Origin of the sequence: Escherichia sp. E10V5 (assembly GCF_004212315.1) — a bacterium.
In the GTDB taxonomy this organism is placed as follows: domain Bacteria; phylum Pseudomonadota; class Gammaproteobacteria; order Enterobacterales; family Enterobacteriaceae; genus Escherichia.
On the sequence record NZ_RHJM01000017.1, the window covers coordinates 1 to 18,647 of the forward strand.

General features: G+C 46.5%; 10 protein-coding genes. 4 read left to right on the forward strand and 6 right to left on the reverse strand.

What is annotated here, in order from left to right:
- The 4 genes from D9738_RS13780 to D9738_RS13795 all read left to right on the forward strand — a co-directional run.
- Positions 1 to 4,239, forward strand: a 4,239-nt coding sequence (locus tag D9738_RS13780; RefSeq protein ID WP_171021412.1) for an Ig-like domain-containing protein, incomplete at its 5' end; no start/stop codon positions are given.
- Between the two features lie 432 nt (positions 4,240 to 4,671).
- Positions 4,672 to 5,877: an AAA family ATPase gene (locus tag D9738_RS13785; RefSeq protein WP_130260436.1), complete on the forward strand. Its 1,206-nt coding sequence runs from the start codon at positions 4,672 to 4,674 to the stop codon at positions 5,875 to 5,877.
- Positions 5,874 to 6,845, forward strand: coding sequence for a ParB family protein (locus tag D9738_RS13790; protein ID WP_240780590.1), 972 nt, complete (start codon positions 5,874 to 5,876; stop codon positions 6,843 to 6,845). Before D9738_RS13785 ends, D9738_RS13790 begins: the two co-directional genes overlap by 4 nt.
- Before the next feature lie 500 nt (positions 6,846 to 7,345).
- On the forward strand, positions 7,346 to 7,660 hold the full coding sequence (locus tag D9738_RS13795) for a hypothetical protein (RefSeq protein WP_130260437.1): 315 nt from the start codon (positions 7,346 to 7,348) through the stop codon (positions 7,658 to 7,660).
- Positions 7,661 to 8,694: 1,034 nt separating this feature from the next.
- On the opposite strand, the gene cadA is transcribed toward D9738_RS13795, so the two are convergent.
- From cadA to cheA, 6 genes are all read right to left on the reverse strand, one after another.
- On the reverse strand, positions 8,695 to 10,827 hold the full coding sequence (cadA, locus tag D9738_RS13800; protein WP_130260438.1) for a lysine decarboxylase CadA: 2,133 nt from the start codon (positions 10,825 to 10,827) through the stop codon (positions 8,695 to 8,697).
- Positions 10,828 to 10,904: 77 nt separating this feature from the next.
- Positions 10,905 to 12,236: a cadaverine/lysine antiporter gene (gene cadB / locus D9738_RS13805; protein WP_130260439.1), complete on the reverse strand. Its 1,332-nt coding sequence runs from the start codon at positions 12,234 to 12,236 to the stop codon at positions 10,905 to 10,907.
- 363 nt (positions 12,237 to 12,599) lie between these two features.
- Entirely contained in the window at positions 12,600 to 14,117 is a 1,518-nt protein-coding gene (cadC, locus tag D9738_RS13810; RefSeq protein ID WP_130236390.1) for a lysine decarboxylation/transport transcriptional activator CadC, read from the reverse strand.
- A 338-nt stretch (positions 14,118 to 14,455) separates the two neighbouring features.
- Positions 14,456 to 15,976: a methyl-accepting chemotaxis protein gene (locus tag D9738_RS13815; protein WP_130260440.1), complete on the reverse strand. Its 1,521-nt coding sequence runs from the start codon at positions 15,974 to 15,976 to the stop codon at positions 14,456 to 14,458.
- 43 nt (positions 15,977 to 16,019) lie between these two features.
- A complete protein-coding gene (locus D9738_RS13820) occupies positions 16,020 to 16,529 on the reverse strand; it encodes a chemotaxis protein CheW (protein ID WP_130209517.1) in 510 nt (169 codons plus the stop codon).
- 10 nt (positions 16,530 to 16,539) lie between these two features.
- The gene (gene cheA / locus D9738_RS24765) at positions 16,540 to 18,558 is read right to left on the reverse strand and encodes a chemotaxis protein CheA (protein ID WP_130209519.1); all 2,019 of its coding nucleotides are present in this window, start codon (positions 18,556 to 18,558) and stop codon (positions 16,540 to 16,542) included.
- Positions 18,559 to 18,647: the final 89 nt, after the last annotated feature.

The following is an 18,647-nucleotide window of genomic DNA, read 5'->3' on the forward strand; positions in this document are numbered from 1 at the left end:
GCGTCCGGCCATCCGGTGGCGAATAAATCTGTCGTCTGGAAGTCTGACAATGCCGCGGGGGTTTTCAGTGAAACCACCTCGAATACCGACGCCCAGGGTAATGCGAAGGTGACCTACAGCAGCACCCGTGCACAGGCCACCACGATCACCGCATCCGGCGACAATAACAGTCAGAAAACCGTGAAGCTGACCATCACGCCCGATGTCAAGAGCGCAAAACCTGTTGACGTCACTGTCAATAAAACCAGCGCGACGGCGAATGGTAAGGATGTGGTTACCCTGACCGCCATTGTGGAAGATAAATACAAAAACCCTGTCAGCCAGCACGACGTTAACTGGCAGATCCAGCCGGCAGGTAAGTATCATCTTACCGGCAGTTCACAAAAAACCGATGATCAGGGTCGGGTTACCGCAACGCTGGCTTCAGAGGATGTGGTCGCCTGTCAGGCCGTGGCAACCGCCAACGGTGTGAACAAATCGACTGCCTCTATCAACTTTAGCGCCGACGCGGCTACCGCCACAGTCTCCACGCTCACTCCGTCCACGACAGCGGATGTGGTCGCAGGCGATAGCATGATGCTGAAAGCCACAGTGATGGACAAAACCGGTCACCCTGTTGTAAGTCAGAGGGTTAACTGGAGTTCCGATAATACCAGCGGGTCTTTCCTGGCCAATAATTACAGCGAAACCAACAGTCAGGGTATTGCAGAGATAACCTACTCTGCTACCCGGGCCACGGCCACGCATATCACAGCGGAAAGTAATAACAGCCGCCAGACAGTGGCGGTGAATGTGATTGGTAATATTGCTACCGCAATCCTGTCTGACAGCAAAGTGGACAAAACCCAGGTCGTGGCCAATGGCAACGAATCGGTGACCTGGTCTGTCACGGTGAAAGATGCGAATGGCAATATCCTGCCTGGCGCACAGGTCAACTGGAGCAGCAACGATCCGAAGCTGATCTTCGCCAGCACCAGCAGCCTTGCAGATAATCAGGGGGTTGCAACCATTCATTTCACCTCCACCCGTGCCGGGCTGACAACTGTTTCCGCCACCACCGCGAACGGTGCAGCGAAACAAACCACCACGTTAACGTTTGTTGCCGACGCCAAAAGCGCCGTGCTGAAAAACATCGCGCCGGATAAAACCACCCTGCTGGCAGACGGAAAGGACAGCGCTACGCTAACCGCTGTCGCAGAAGATGCGCTGGGTAATCCGTTAAAAAATATTCAGATAGACTGGAGTTCAACCAGCAATACCGCGCAGTTATCCACCACAACCACCCAGACGGATGACCAGGGGCATGTCAGTATCCAGGTTAGTTCTCCGGCGGTAGAAGAGGTTACGCTGACAGCCACGCTGCAGGGGCAGAAAATTACCTCTCCGGTCCTGCATTTTACGGCTGACAGTAAAAGTGCTGCGGTGAGTTCGCTGAACACCAATAAAGAAACAGCCATTGCCAACCTGAACGACACCATTCAACTGACTGCGCAGGTCAGTGATGCAAGTCAACATCCGGTTCCCGGTAGTCAGGTGAAGTGGGCCATTACTTCCGGTAAAGGGGTACTCAGCACCGCGCAGAACACCACTGATGCCAGTGGCAACAGTGTGGTAACGCTAACGTCAGAGTCAAGCGGAGATGTGGTAGTTTCTGCCAGCAGCGCGGCTGGAGCCGCAGTGGCGTCTCACAGTCTGCACTTTACTGCCGACAGCACTTCGGCAAAAGTGACTGACGTCACCGTGGATAAAACGCAGGCTATTGCCGACGGCAAGGAGCTTATTACCTACACCGCAGCAGTAAAAGATGCTAAAGGCAACCCTGTTACAAATCATAAAGTGACATGGAACGCCTCTGGTACGGGCGTTACGCTTTCAGCACCGAGCGCAACAACCAATGCCTCGGGCGTCGCGTCCGTCACGCTGTCCGCATTGAAAGCCGGAAATGCCGGAGTCACTGCCCAGGCAGAAGCAGGCGCCGGGTTTAATGCGCCACAGGTAACCTTTACCGGAGACACCCGCACCGCACAGCTTACTGACCTTAAAATCAGTAAACAGAATGCGCTCGCCAACGGCACCGATGAAGTCACCTTCACGGGTACGGTGATGGATGCGAACAGTAACCCGCTGTCGGGTATCAGCATCAACTGGAGCGCAACACCTGCCACTGCTCACTTGTCCGCTGCGTCTGGTACATCAGACAGCAACGGTAACGTGACGGTATCCCTGACGTCAAAACAACGCGGGGAGCATCAGATCAGCGGTAACATTGCTCACGTAGCCAACGGTGGACTGGTGACATCAAACAGTGTGAAATTCACCGAGGATGCGACGTCTGCTACGCTGCAAAGCCTGACAACAGATAACACCAGTGTCACAGCCGGTAAAGGTATTGTTACGTTGACCGCTCAGGTGCTGGATGCGTCCGGTCACCCGGTAGCGAATAAACCTGTTGTCTGGCAGTCTGATAATGCCGCAGGTGTTTTCAGTGAAACAACGTCGAACACCGATGCGCAGGGTAACGCGAAGGTGACTTACAGCAGCACGCTCGCAAAAGCCACCACCATTACGGCATCCAGCGACAACCACAGCCAGAAAACCATTCAGCTAACCATCACGCCTGATATACAGAGTGCAAAACCGGTTAACGTCAGCGCCAGTAAAACCAGCGCGATAGCGAATAACAAGGATGTGGTTACCCTGACCGCCACCGTGGAAGATGAATACAAGAACCCCGTCAGCCAGAGTGAGGTGAACTGGCAGGTACAGCCAGCAACAGGTAAATATCATCTTACCGGCAGTCCGCAAAAAACCGACGCCCAGGGTCAGGTTACAGCAACGCTCACCTCGGAGGATGTACTCGCCTGTCAGGCCGTGGCAACCGTCAATGGCGTGAGTCAGTCGTCTGAAACCATCAGCTTTGGTGCCGACGCGGCTACTGCCACAGTCTCTGCGCTCACCCCATCCACAACAACAGATGTGCCTGCAGGCGATAACATAACGCTGAAAGCCACAGTGACGGATGAAGCCGGACATCCTGTTATTAACCAACGGGTTAACTGGAGCTCCGATAATACCAACGGGATTTTCCAGCCTGGTAATGTCACCGACACCAACAGTCAGGGTATCGCGGAAGTTGCTTATTCCACCACCAAAGGAGGGGAGTCGCAAATTACTGCGGGTATTAATCAATCCAGCCAGACTGTAACGGTGAATGTGACTGGCAACATTGCTACCGCGACTCTGTCTGACAGCAAAGTGGACAAAACGCAGGCCGTAGCCGATGACAAGGAACTGGTGACCTGGTCAGTTACAATCAAAGATGCGAATAGCAATCCGGTTAAGGGCGTGCAGGTCGACTGGACCAGTAACGACCCGAATCTGACGTTAGACGGCACCAGCAGCCTGACGGATAACCAGGGCGTCGCAACCATCACCGGACACACGAAAATCGCAGCCGCAACAATTGTCACCGCCACGATACCGGTGAATGGCATACAACTTGCGGCGCCCGGAGTCAACTTTATTGGGGATATTAAAACCGCAAAAATGGCTATGCTATATAGCAATAAGTCTATTGTTGCCCCTGATGGTAAGGATAACGCAACCTATGAAGCGATAGTGACGGACATCAACAATAACAGGGTTCCTGATGCTACCGTTAGCTGGCAGACAACACCTGGTTACATCCTTTCTGCGGAAACGTCGAAAACCGATGCCAACGGCATTGCAAATGTCACTATTCGAAGTACTAAAGTAGGGATGGTGACGACAACGGCAAGCACGAATGGTTCAACGATAACAGATCCAGAGATGGCGTTTATGACAGAGATATCTGAACACTGGGTCATCAATACTGACACGGCCCAAACTATGTCTGCGCATCTGAGTGCACCTAACATTAACACAGCATTTATCGTTGCTCCTCCCACGATGGGCCCAACAACACTATCATATGAAAACAACCCCGATAATGAAGTGATTCAGACACCGATCATCGATGAACACGGCAAGGAGTATACGCTCAAGCTAAGGGCAAGAAAGCTTACAGCTTGTGCTACTTATTCCTTCAACACTGTGGTTCCTTGTGGATATTCTCTTGCGAGAAGCGTATTTGACTGGTCGCGCAGCGATAACCCCGACCTTCCTGCGGGACATTACACCGGTTTGATCCATTACATTCTCACCGACGGAACATGGAAATTTGAATACAATATGACGGTAGATTTAACCATTAACTAAACAGAAATTCCGCCAGCATCCGATAAGGGTGCCTGGCTATCGCAGTGAGATTACCTACTGCATCAGTCTGAATAACCACCAATGGCCTGCGCAATAAATATTGCGCAGGCTTTTTTTATCAAAAATACCCAGAGATTACCGATTTTTTTGGACTATTGACCTGACGCGAATTGGCTGAAAATAGTGCTATCAGAGTTCCATCAGGTTGAACGCAACACAACAACGATATCATCCATACAGGCGCTTTATGTACGTAACCCGGCCTTCTGCCCCGCTCCGAACTTGCGAATAACGCCCGGAGAAGCTCACTACTCAACAGATAAGTGAGACACAACCCGCTATTTTTGCCTTATTGCATCTGAAATGTTTACATTACCACTTGTATGTAGCATTCTTGTCGAAATTCATCATTTCAGCATAAAGGCAAAAATCATGGATACGCCTGTCCATCTGTTAAAAGTTGCGCAACGCTCAGAGAAAATGCTGTTTTCTCTTACCGAACAAATTCAGTCACAAAAAGAAGAGTTGCAGGAAAACAAGTTTTATCAGGTCTATGCCAAGGCGGCGCTTGCCCGGCTGCCCCGTCTCACGCGCGCCAGCGTGGATTACGCCGTCAATGAGATGGAAGAAAGCGGCTATGTGTTTGATAAGCGCCCTGCCGGAAGTTCCACCAAGTACGCCATGTCGATTCAGAACATCATCGACATTTACCATCACCGTGGCGTTCCCAAATATCGCGACCGCTATCCCTCGGCATTCGCCGTTTTCATCGGCAACCTGAAAGGTGGCGTGTCTAAAACGGTCTCTACCGTTTCGCTGGCCCATGCGCTACGCACCCACCCTCACCTGCTTTATGAAGACTTACGCATCCTGGTGGTTGATCTCGATCCGCAGTCTTCGGCAACCATGTTCCTCAACCACACCCGGGCCATTGGCATGGTTGATGCCACCTCCGCACAGGCCATGCTGCAAAATGTGTCGCGCGAGGAGTTACTCTCAGAATTTATCGTGCCTTCCATTGTGCCGGGCGTGGACGTGCTGCCAGCCTCAATTGAAGATGCGTTTATCGCCTCACGCTGGGATGAGTTATGCGCCGAACACCTGCCGGGACAAAATGTTCACGCGGTGCTGAAAGAGAATGTGATTGATAAACTGCGCAAGGATTACGATTTCATCTTTATCGATAGCGGCCCACACCTTGACGCGTTTCTCAAAAATGCCATCGCCTCAGCCGATCTGCTGTTAACGCCGGTTCCACCTGCACAGGTCGATTTCCACTCGACGCTGAAATATTTAACCAGGCTCCCTGAACTGGTTGAAATTATTAATGAATCCGGCATGAAGTGTAATCTACGGGGCAATATCGGCTTCATGTCAAAACTGTCAAATAAATCCGACCATAAGCTTTGCCATAGCCTGGCAAAAGAGATTTTTGGCGGCGATATGCTCGATGTCGCATTACCGCGACTGGATGGCTTTGAGCGTTGCGGCGAGTCCTTCGACACCGTAGTCTCGGCAAACCCAGCCACCTATATCGGCAGCAGCGAAGCGTTGAAAAATGCCCGCCACGCCGCTGAAGATTTCGCCCGGGCAGTCTTCGACCGCATTGAATTTATCAGAACCAACGGAGTTGTATGATGAGCGCCAAGAGAGTCACCATAGGCCGTACCTTCAAAACCCCTGCGCTGCACGAGGATGATGGCGGACCGTCTCAGGAGCAAATCTTTACTCTCTCCACTGGGCGTCATGTTACTTTTTCGTTGCGCACAATCCCGGCCAATGAGGTCGAAAAAGGAACCTATGTCATTCAGGAGATAAACGGTCGCGATCAGACCTCGCTGACCAGCGAGTCCCTGAAAGACATTACCCGTACGCTTCGTCTGCAACAGTTTTTCCCTTGCATAGGTATTGAGCGGGAAGATGGCGTGGAAATTATTGATGGTTCCCGCAGACGCGCGGCGGCAATTTTGTGCCATACCCCGCTGAAAGTACTGGTCACCACGTCAACGGTGTCTGCCGATGAGGCTCGTAAACTGGCGGCAGATATTCAGACGGCGAAAGAACATAACCTGCGTGAAGTAGGGTTACGCCTGATGGCGCTTAAGGCATCGGGGCTGAATCAGAAACAGATAGCCGCACAGGAAAAACTGTCACCGGCCAAAGTCTCCCGCGCCATGCAGGCGGCATCCGTTCCACAGGAGCTGGTTTCACTGTTCCCGGTGCAGTCGGAGCTTCATTTTTCCGATTACAAATTACTGGCTGCGGTGGACGAAAGTCTCGCCGAGAAAAATGTTGAACTCAGCACGCTGATCGAACAAATTTCAGAAGATATTGATCTTATTCTGAGCGAAGGTGGTCTTGCGGAAGATGAGATTAAAAATAAGCTGCTGAAGCTTATTCAGAAAAAATCGTCTTTGTTGATCTCGCAGCCTAAAAAGGAGAAAGCGAAGGTGGTTTCGCTGTGGGCGTTTGATGATAAAGACCGATACGCACGTAAACGCATTAATGGCCGCACAATCTCTTTTGAATTTAATCGTCTGACAAAAGAAGTTATGGACGAGCTGGAGCAGTCAATTAATGACGTGCTCGCCAGACATCTTGATTAGGCGTTTTCGCGCGGACATCATGAATGTACGCGGTAACGGCAAAATGGCTATTTAGCCCGACGTAGTTTCCTGCCGGATGCGGCGTAAACGCCTTATCCGGCCTACTAAATCATGTAAATTCAATATATTGAATGAATCGGCGTACTGTCGTCGTCTCCCGGGTCTGTCATGCCCACAGCGATATATCTTCTTCTGTATTCCCCGTGAAGTAACAAATTCCCCGTTCATTAATAATTAGATGTCACCAATAATATTAAATTAATAATAGAAATCATAACAATCAAACAAACACATAATTAGTTTGTTATTTATTAACCATAAAAATAATAACATTATATATTCTTCACTTCCAGAAAAAGCGCAAACTATACCTCGTACATTTAGTATCCCAAGAGTGGATAAAAATGTCAGTAACACTAATCGATAACTTTTAGAGATGAAAAATTAATATTATTACAGATGTTTTAGTCACCGGTCATATGTTTAACTGCATCGAGGATATGCAAGAAAATCGCTTCCCTACCACACTTTTCCCGGAAGCTTATTTTCAAATGGTAATTAATGGTGATATCAAAAATAATCAAAACGTTATATGGAGTTGTAGATCTGATTTACCTGGAAATCCTATTTCCGTAGACCAGAATGGCGTCGTGACGTTTAATAACGCTAATGAAACCTTCGCCGGAAAAACATTTTATGTAGAAGCACGAGATAGAAAAACCTCTCGTGTACAAGTATATAGTTTTACTATTAAAAATTTTTTCAAACACAATACAGAGAAAAAACTTAACGCGAAGAAACAAAATTATGGGTAGCGAGTGTTAATGGGCAACTCCCCCAAGTACTGGAACTCCAGGATATTTCAATGGTCTTTGAAGATCGCCAAATCAATGGAGGGGTTTTGAAAGAGTGGGGGAATCTGAGTGTTTACGGTTGGCTTCCCGTGGACAGTGACTGTGATGTCGTAGAAATACACGGCTTCAAGGACGGGAACGCCTATTTTTGCGATGGGGGATATCCTTGTTTTCCTGAGGTTGGTGGTCATTTATGCTTAAATGCTTGCGCAGTTTTTAAGTAAAAATATATTATTCTGATTTATATCATTTCACATGATAAAAAAATCATAACAGGCAATTAAATAATTGCATGATAAAGTACGTTCTTATCTCAAGAGATAAGACAAATTGATAATTTGATACCCCGTGATAGTTCAAACGGGACATGTCTGGTGAACATCAGACTATGCAATTCGCTGACGTGTAAGCCATAAACCTTCACGTCAGCTGACCCCACTATTGAATCCCCGATGGTGACGCGTAGTATTCAATCATTACCTATATTGTATAGTTGTGCCATAACAGAACTATTCCTGCCATGAAAACAAAAAAAATTATTACGCTGAGCAACAAACTTACCGATACCTGATGACTAAATTTAACTTTTCGGTTGCTGATCATGATTTCATATCCTTCCATCTTGCTTCTCCTTTTTCTGTCTTGGTTAATAGCGGGTATATCTTTTACAGAGCAACATTTATCTACAATGCTTTTTTGTTCTAAGTCTGGGCGAGAAGAAAATCTTTATCTTATTTTAAATTTTGGTATCGAGTTTTACTTTTTTCTGTATATGCACTATCACATAGTGGCATTCAGCGCAAAAGAAAACCATCAGGAATTAGCCTTAGTGATAAGGTGATAGGATTGTGGGTTTGTCAGGAATGATATTAAAACAGAGATGAACAGCGGGCAAAAATAAAGCCGGTGAACGACAGCATGTATTCACCGGCCCCTTCCAATAGATCGATATAAGACAGAAGGAAATAAACTGTTATATCAGCTTGTCACTTTAATTACTTGAGTACCTTCACGGTATAACGGCCATCGGCCTGACGATACGCACCATGAATATCGGTTTCAAAGCCCGGATAATGCGCGCCAATTTCACACAGCATCTGCAGGAACTCCAGTACCGGACGGCTTTCAGCGGTGATCATTTCGCCAGGCATCACCAGCGGTACACCCGGAGGATACGGCAGGATCATATTGGCGTTCACGCGACCGACCATGTCATCCAGATAAACTTCTTCCACTTCGCTATGCAGTTCTTTCTGGAATGCACGATACGGCGTTACCACCATTTCAGGCAGAACTTCGAACGCGCGATACATCAGATCCGGCAAATTATGGTGAGAAATCAGTTTATGAATATTCTGTGCCAGTTCCTGAATACGCATGTCTTCATAGAATTCAGGATCTTCCTGATACAGTGACGGCAGCATGTTTTTCACACGCAGGTTTAAATCAAAGGCGCGTTTGAACTCGGTCAGACCACGCAACAGGCTCAGAGCTTTGGTTTTATCGATACCAATGCTGAAGAGGAAGAGCAGGTTATAAGGACCGGTTTTCTCAACGATAATGCCATGCTCATCAAGGTATTTCGCCACAATGCTCGCTGGAATACCGAAATCGTCCATCGTGCCGTCTTTCGTCATACCCGGCGTCAGCAGAGTGACTTTGATCGGGTCCAGATACATATGCTCGTTGTCAATGTTCTGGAAACCATGCCAGCCGTTGTCAGAATTGAGCGGCCAGCATTCAACCTGGTCAATCTGCTCTGGCTGCCAGACATCAAAGAACCAACCTTCTGATTCACCTTTTAAGCGTTTAATCTCTTTACGGAATCTGATTGCACGATTAATAGAGCCATCAATCAGACGCTTACCGGCATTACCTTTCATCATTGCCGCAGCCGTTTCAGTCGATGCGACAATACCGTAGTGCGGTGAAGTCGTGGTGTGCATCATATAGGCTTCGCTGAACGTCTCTTCGTTGACATCCCCTTTCACATGGATCATGGATGCCTGAGAAAACGCTGCGAGCAACTTATGCGTAGACTGAGTTTCGTAAATCACTTTGCCTTCAACACGACCACCGCTCATCCCGCATTTACCTTTGTAAATTGGCGAGAAATTGGTGTAAGGCACCCAGGCGGAATCAAAGTGGATGGATTTTACGTCCAGCGTTTTCTTGATGTAGTCGGTGTTGTACAGCAGGCCGTCATAAGTCGAGTTGGTAATAACAGCATGTACAGGCCAGGTGGCATTCGGAGTTTCTTGCACGCGTTTGGCGATGGTTTCATGCTGAAATTCGCTCTGCGGAATACCGCCTAAAATACCGTAAGCATTACGGGTCGGGCGGAAGTAGATCGGCGTAATATCGCTCATCATCATCAGATGGGTCAGCGATTTGTGGCAGTTACGGTCAATCAGCACAGTGCTGCCCGCCGGAGCGGAATACATACCGACGATTTTGTTAGCGGTTGAGGTACCGTTGGTGACCATATAGCTGCGTTCAGCGTTGAACACGCGAGCAATATACTCTTCCGCTTCTTTGTGCGGACCAGAGTGGTCCAGCAGAGATCCCAACTCAGATACCGAGATGGAGATGTCTGACTTCATGGTGTTTGCACCAAAGAAGTCATAGAAAATGCTACCGACAGGGCTTTTCAGGAATGCCGTACCGCTCATATGACCAGGGGTACAGAATGTGTACTTACCTTCACGAACATATTTGAACAGGGCTTTGGTCAGTGGCGGCAGAATGGTATCGATATATTCGTCAGTGTTTTGTTTGATTTTTAAGGTGATATCTTCTGCCGCGCCCAGTGCGTATTCGAAGAAACGCACCTGCATACGCAGCTCGTTCAGGCTGACATCCAGGGTAGAGTGAGTATTTGCAAACGCATACAGTGGCATGTACTCATTCATGGCGCTGATTTCTTCGCACAGAGCAAGATTGTACTTATCCCAGTCGAAGATCACGCCGCAAAGTTGAGCATTATTTTCAATCAGTTTCAGCAGGTCTTCGCGGTCGTTTGGATAGACAACCTGGAAGCCCCGTTTTTCAAGGGCGCAATGCAATTCGCGGATAGGCTCTTCTTTAAAGTAAACACCCATCTGATTCATTATCGCGATAACGTTCATATTTATATCTCCTGATAGAGCTGGCTCCTCCCGTCTCGTTGTGGGAGAACGAGAGGAGCGCAGAGAAACGAAGGGAATTAGTGGGTGTCTACGCTGCTAACGTCGTCAGCAGCATGTTCGCGCTGGTGCAATTTACGGCCGTAAAACATCAGGATTATCAGACTGACGATAAATGTCCCGGTCAGTTCGAAGGACGTTGCGCCTGACAGGGCGATGAAGCAGAAAACACAACCCAGCACTGAACAAATCAGGCTGGCGCTGTTACGCAGGTTGACGCCTTCGAAACGAATCAGATCAACACAGGAGTAGAAGTAAGGAAGCATGGTTAACAGCACGGCGATCCCGGTCAGCACGCCAAACAGGTCAGAAGCTTTACCACCGGTAGAGTTCATCACCGTGATCAACACCATCAGGGCTGTCATTTTCACCGCTGCAAGCAGCAGGCCTTTTTTAGGGATGTTATTACTGTCAACATCACCATAAACTTTCGGGAAGTTGCCGTCGTTTGCCGCACGGACACCCGCCTGGCCAACCAGCATCATCCAGGAACCGAGGGAAGTCAGACAGGCGAAAGCGGTAAAAGCAGAAACCACCGGAGCGGCCCAGCCGCCAAACATCGTCGCGGCGCTAACGGCGAACGGAGCACCAGAAGCAGCCATACGGTCGGCAGGGAACATCCCGGAAAGCACCTGGGTTGCGGCAATATAAACAATACCGGCCATTGCCGTGCCAAGCATGGTTGCCAGCGGAACGGTGCGTTTTGGATTCTTCACCATGCCGCTGCTCACCGCAGCAGATTCAACGCCAACGAAAGCCCACAGGCAGAGCAGAATACTGTTAATCACAGCGCGGCTGTCAGTCGTACCGGAGGTGTTCCAGTTCGCCTGGTAAGTCGCCAGATCAAACCAGTGCCAGCCAATAACAGCAGTCAGCGCGACAGGAATCAGTACCAGTATCAGGCCAATCGTCGTCAAACGACTCACCCAGGTACCGCCAAGCATGTTGACGAACGTAAAGATCCAGACGATAGCAATACAGGCAATGCCGGCTGGAATTGGGCTATTTAATACAGGGAAGAAAGTAGAAAGATAAGAGACTGCGGTAATACCAATAGCAAGGTTACCGATCCAGTTCGCATGGTAATAAAGAACACCGGTCTGGAAACCGAATGCCGGAGATATTTCCCCCGCATAAGCAATTGGACCACCTTGTTGCGGGTTTTTGGTCGCCAGGCGGGCATAAACATAGGCCAGCGACATCGCACCAATAATAGAGATAATCCATCCCCAGATAGCAATACCACCAATGCTGGCAAGATTCGCGGGTAATAATGCAATCCCGCTGCCCATCATATTACCGGCTACCACGCCAGTACAGGCAAATAGCCCGATCTGTTTGGCAGAACTCATATTTTCAATCTCCTGGATTTAATATTCAAGGCACTAGTCAACATGTAAACAACGCTGCAGACTGGCCGACTACAGAAAAGAGTACTAATTCAGGAGAATGAAGTCATAAAGATAAAATGAATAAACAATAAACGATATATAAATGATGTTTTTTAGAGAACCATAAAGGTTATCTGGATTATCTACGGTTATCATGAAAAGATAAATCTTGTTTATTATCAACAAATTAAAGCAACTTTCTTAAGAATAAAACCGTAGTTCATCTGACTTATGATGGATTACGTAAAATATAAATACGGTGACTGATGACATGAAAAAAACGCCTTATCATATTATTTAAGAAAAAATATGATAAGGCTTCATTTATTCTGCTGAAGAATAATTTTCAAGGTAGGGTACGATGCGGTTTAGTGATGTCTGGAATATTCCGTTTTTAATCCAGTACAGCGTGTTTTCACCAGGACGCAAATTAAATGCGGTAATATAGGCATCAGCAGCAAGACGGTTTTCGCCTTTCATTTCGTAGACTTTTCCCAGCAGGATATAGTTTAGCCAGGAGAGCTCATTTCGGATACCAAGATTAATTGCCTGATACGCCTCCTCCACGTTGCCACGATCTAACAAATCGACAGTTTTAATCTGATAGTAAATCGCTGAATCCTTGATCCCTGGGCTGTTACGAATTTTCTCCATCGAGGCATATAACGTTTTAAGCTGTTTGTCATCAAGCAACTGCTGCGTATGGCGAAAAATATCGATCAATGCTTTTTCAGCATTAACATAGGTAAATTCCGGGGACTGTTTCGCCACGTCTTCGAGGATTTCACTGGCTTTGTTTAGCGATGCAGCATCCCCCTGCATTAACAACTGATGTGCTTCAAAAAAATGTGCCAGAGACTGACTTTTAATGGGTTGATAATGGTTCATCATTTCCGTCATTTTGTCTGACCAGGATAGCGAGAGCGCCGATGATAAATTGCTCAGTAAATCATTCTGGATCGCAACCTCATTAGACCCCGTAATGAAGTAACGTTTATCCAGCATAACCTCGCCGTTCGCATGATCGACCAGGCGGACAGACATAAAACATTGCTGTGCGCGATAGTGACGTTGATTGAGAAACTCCAGCGTTAACGTTTTCCCTGAATTTCCCGAAACATGGCCACTGTAGTTTATTTTGTCATGCACCATATAATTAGAAAATGTGTTAAGCGTAGACGTCACCAGGCTTCCTAAGCCAACAGCATAAAAAAGCTGTAAATTCCAGTTATTACATGCATTTCCATTAACGAGGTGTATATCAATATCAAGTGGATTCAGCAGAAGCTGAGTATTGGTCGTCGTTAAATTAGATTTAATTGCTGTTTTTGCAACCATAAATACACAACTGAGCACGGCTAGTAAAAATATAGCCCAAACGATAACAACACGGAAATGATGATATTTACGCGGCTGATTATCCGTTAATTGAGGTGCGGTAATGGTGGGGGCATTGGTCGGTGGCGGAGTATCAGACATAATATCGGATTGTTCAGGCGTCAATTCCATTTCTTCAGCACACCATATTACCGGCGCGGTGAGTTTATATCCACGCTTGGGGATAGTAACGATATATTCATTATTTTCATCATCATCGCCATTTTTTAATGACTTGCGTAATTCAGAAATAGATTGTGTTACAACGTGGCTGGTAACGATATTACGCTTCCACACATGGTCAATCAACTCATCGCGCGTAAGCACCTCTCCGGGGTGATGAGCAAGAAAAACCAGAAGATCGATTAATCGCGGTTCGAGTGTTGTCCGCCGCCCGTTGCAGCTGATTTGATTAACATCGGGACTGACTAACCATTCGCCCACTCGAACGACAGGTTGCTGCATAAAATTAGCTCCAAAAAACGGCTTGTTATATGCAGATATTAACACCCTCTTCAATTGTTGCATCTGTTTCCATATTATTAACCATAAAATAAGTTAAATCTGTAGCAAAAATAAACCAACTTAAGATATTTAATGAGATTAACTCAGGTGTTTACCCTGGCTAATATAAAGGCATTTATATTAATCCTATATAAATAGATTAAGCCTACTACTAAAAATTAACCTGTCCAAACCAGGAGTAGTAACGAGAAAAACAGGAATAGTAATCGTAGTTATCGACAACGATGGCAGATATAACACCCTGGTAGGGTGCTATATCTGATGTGCATCGGGGATAATCAAAGATCATTAATCGGTAATTTAAAGAAGGCGATCATTTCCTGTAATTGTCTGACCTGATCATGCAGACTCAGTGCGATGGTTTCCGATTCGCCGACCAATATGCTATTACGCTGCGTCACGTTATCCATTTCAGTCAGTGCATACGCAACCTGCTGAATTCCCTTGCTCTGCTCTTCAGACGCCTGTGAGATATCATTCATAATGCTGTTGACATCATAAATGGCATCTACCATTTCATTAATCGTCTTACCCGCATTGGAAGCCAGCGCATTGCCTGTATTAACATGTTCAACGGCTGTGGTTATCAATTCATTGATTTCTTTTGCCGCACTGGCGCTGTTTTGAGCCAGATGCCGTACTTCACTGGCAACGACAGCAAATCCACGTCCATGATCTCCGGCTCTTGCCGCTTCAACAGCAGCATTAAGCGCCAGGATATATGTCTGGCGAGCGATGTCATCCACAACTTTGTTAATTTCCGATATCTTTTTAACACTTTGCTCAATAGTACGGATGGTTTCCGTAACCGCCTGCGCCGCCGTCAGCCCTTCCTGTGCCGTCGTATTTGCCGCGCTGGCAAATTCATTCGCTTTTTTTGCGTTGTCAGCATTATGCGCGACTGTCGTACTAATCTCTTCCATATTGGCAGCCGTAAGCTGTAATGCCCCCGCCTGCTCCTCTGTACGAGTTGACAGGTCGCTGTTGCCATGCGCCATTTCATCAGTACTGTCACTGATTAATTCAATTGAACTTTTAAACGTTGTAAGGATTTCGCTTAAATTGAGCCGCATAGTATCCAGTTGCTCAATAACTTCGCCAATTTCGTTTTTCTGACCGATCTCTAAGGTATGGTTAAGTTCACCATTAGAAATTAAAGAAAAGCATTCTTTAATGTATTCAAATCGTGAGAATACTTTATTTTTTAACCATAGCCAGCCAACAGCCGATAATATTATCCAAAAACCGAAAGAGAATATACTAACATAATAAGAGTCAGTTAACAGACAGTTAATAATATCCTTAGCTTCAGGCTCATCATATTTATAGACATAATCATCCAGAGCATTTTCCTGAATAACAAAATTATCGACCTCTTTTTGCACTTCACTCAGTCGACCCGAACTAAACGCCTTTTCAACATTTGCAAAAGCATTACTGACTGCCTGAGTGGATTTCGAACCAACTTTAGCATCATCAGAAATTACATTCAGATACTCATGGAAATAATTTTTAGCAGATTCCATGTTATGCATGGATTTACTATTGTCACGGTAATCCCATTCTTCAAAGACAAGTTCAAGCGCTTGCCGTGTCTTTGACAATTTATTGATCTGATCTAAACCTGTCGTTAGCCTGAAAACGTTATTCTTAATCTCAATAAAATGATATAATGTTATAATATTTGACATAGTGAAGAGCAAAACAACAAAAGAAACGGCAATAATAAAAGTTGTTTTTAGAGATAATGAGTCAGGTAAGAACCTGAGCTTCTCGCTGATTTTTGATGAAAAAATCATTATTCACCTGACCTGTAAGCATGAAAATTACTAAAGCAACATTTTAGTCAACTGATATTTCTGCTGTACGCTCAACCAATTGCATTTCTTCACTGTTAAGCAATTTTTCAATATCTACGAGAATAAGCATTCTGGAATCAAGCGTACCTAAGCCAAGCAAGTAATCCGTAGCTAATTTTGCGCCACTAAAATCAGGTGCCGGGCGAATTTGTTCGGGTGACAAGGAGAGCACATCAGAGACACCATCGACCACTATCCCAACTATTTTATTAGAAAAACTTAACACGATAACGACTGTGTTTTCATCAAATGCGACAGTGTCGAGATGAAATTTAACGCGAAAGTCAACTACAGGTACAATAACGCCGCGAAGGTTTGTCACACCGGCAATAAAATCAGGGGTATTCGCAATGCGTGTAACACGTTCATAGCCGCGAATTTCCTGAACCTTTAATATCTCGATCCCATACTCTTCTTGTCCAAGAGTAAAAATTAAATATTCATTACCGACATTTTCTTTTGCCGACTGCTTATCGTTATCTGTGAGTTTCATAATGTATTCCTTAATTGAGAACCTTGCCGGAATCCACTATTGCAGGCGTCATTGCTGTTCTGGAATAAAGCGCAGCAACATCCAGGATCATAGCTACGCTGCCGTCCCCCAGAATAGTGGCAGCAGCAATTCCCGGCACCTTACGATAGTTTTGTTCGAGATTTTTGACGACAACCTGATGCTGACCAATCAGTTGATCAACCAGTAGCGCATAACGAACGCCAGCACTTTGCACGACGACCGCAATACCTTCATTTACACTCTGTAAATCACTCTGGATACCGAAAAGATTATTCAGCTCTATGAGGGCCAGATATTCCTCTCTGACTTTCAATACCAGCTCACCGCCGGACATTCTGTTTAACGGCATTTCCAGTAACATCAGCGATTCCATCACTGCGCCAAGCGGAAGAACATAAATTTCTGACCCAACGCGTACAGACATACCGTCCAGAATTGCCAGCGTCAGAGGTAATATTATCCGGATAGTGGTTCCACGCCCCTGCTCTGAATGGATTGTCACATGGCCGCCCATATCCTGAATGTTTCGTTTCACGACATCCATACCAACACCACGACCGGAGACATCGGTAACTTTCTCTGCGGTGGAGAAACCCGCTGCAAAAATGAGCATCCAGACTTCTTCATCGCTGGGGTTATCACTAATAGCGACGCCCTGCGCATGAGCGCGATTAAGGATTTTTTCTCTGTTGAGGCCGGCGCCATCATCCACGACTTCGATAACAATATTACCGCCGTGGTGCTCTGCCGATAGCGTCAGGCTACCGGTAGCAGGTTTACCATTAGCGAGCCTGACATCAATCGGCTCAATACCGTGATCCAGACTATTACGTACCAGATGTGTAAGAGGGTCGATAATGCGTTCGATTAAACTTTTATCCAGTTCAGCAGAACCGCCCCACAGCGTCAGTTCTACCTGTTTATTTAATTTATTAGCAAGATCATGAACTAAACGCGGAAAACGGCTGAAGACATATTCCATCGGCATCATACGGATCGACATCACCGATGCCTGCAAATCCCGTGCATTACGTTCGAGTTGCGCAATACTGTTAATCAGCGAATCGTACTGAGCAGGATCCAGCCCCGCAGATAACTGTGTAAGCATGGTCTGGGTGATAATAAGTTCACCGACCTGGTTAATTATCTGATCTACTTTTTCTACGGCGACACGAATACTACCGGATTCAGTACCTTGTTTACGGGATTCGCTGGCACCACGCAGTTTTCTTGCTGGCGCAGCGCCAGTCGGGGAACTGGCTGTTGCAGAAAATCCACTATCGTTTGTTTCTCCCGCAACACCGCCTGTATCCGGACAGGTATTTTCTACAAAATCGTCATCACAAACATCAATTGTGATTTGTTCTGGTTCCAGAATAAAACATAATACCGCCAGAATATCATCCGCAGCGGTAGTGGTAAACATACGAGCCTGCAGGCTGCTTTTCTCAATTTTAAGATCCTGCAACTCGCCAAGATTTTTAAGTTCCTCAACAAGAGGTTCGAAATCCTTTTCTCCCAGATCCCTGAGGGTAATCTTTAAAATATCTTCTCCCGTTCCTGTATCTTTTTTACTTTCTTTTATCGGCTCGGACTGAGTGTTGTTATTAACAGTGCCCTCCCTGGATTCCAGGGCCATCTGTCTCAGTGCCTCGCAAATATACCGGTAGCTGTCCTCATCCGGCGAGCGGGAAGATTTATATGCATCAAGTTGATCCTGCATAATATCCTTACTTTCTAAAAAAAGATTAATGATGCCTTCATTGAGCTGGAGTTTTCCGCTGCGGGCATCATCCAGAATATTTTCCAGAATATGCGTTGTTTCCTGCAATATGGTAAAACCAAATGTCCCCGCGCCGCCTTTAATCGAATGAGCGGCCCGGAAGATAGCGTTCAGGCTTTCCTTATCAGGCGTTCGCGGATTAAGCTCAAGCAAATGCCCTTCCATATCTGCCAATAGCTCATCGGCTTCATCAAAGAAAGTCTGATAAAAATCGCTGATATCCATCTTATTTCGTCTTCTCCTGAACAGGAATTTCGGACGCGGGGTGTAACGGCGGGTTAGCGGTGCCAAGTGTGCTGGATGGCGCAATATCA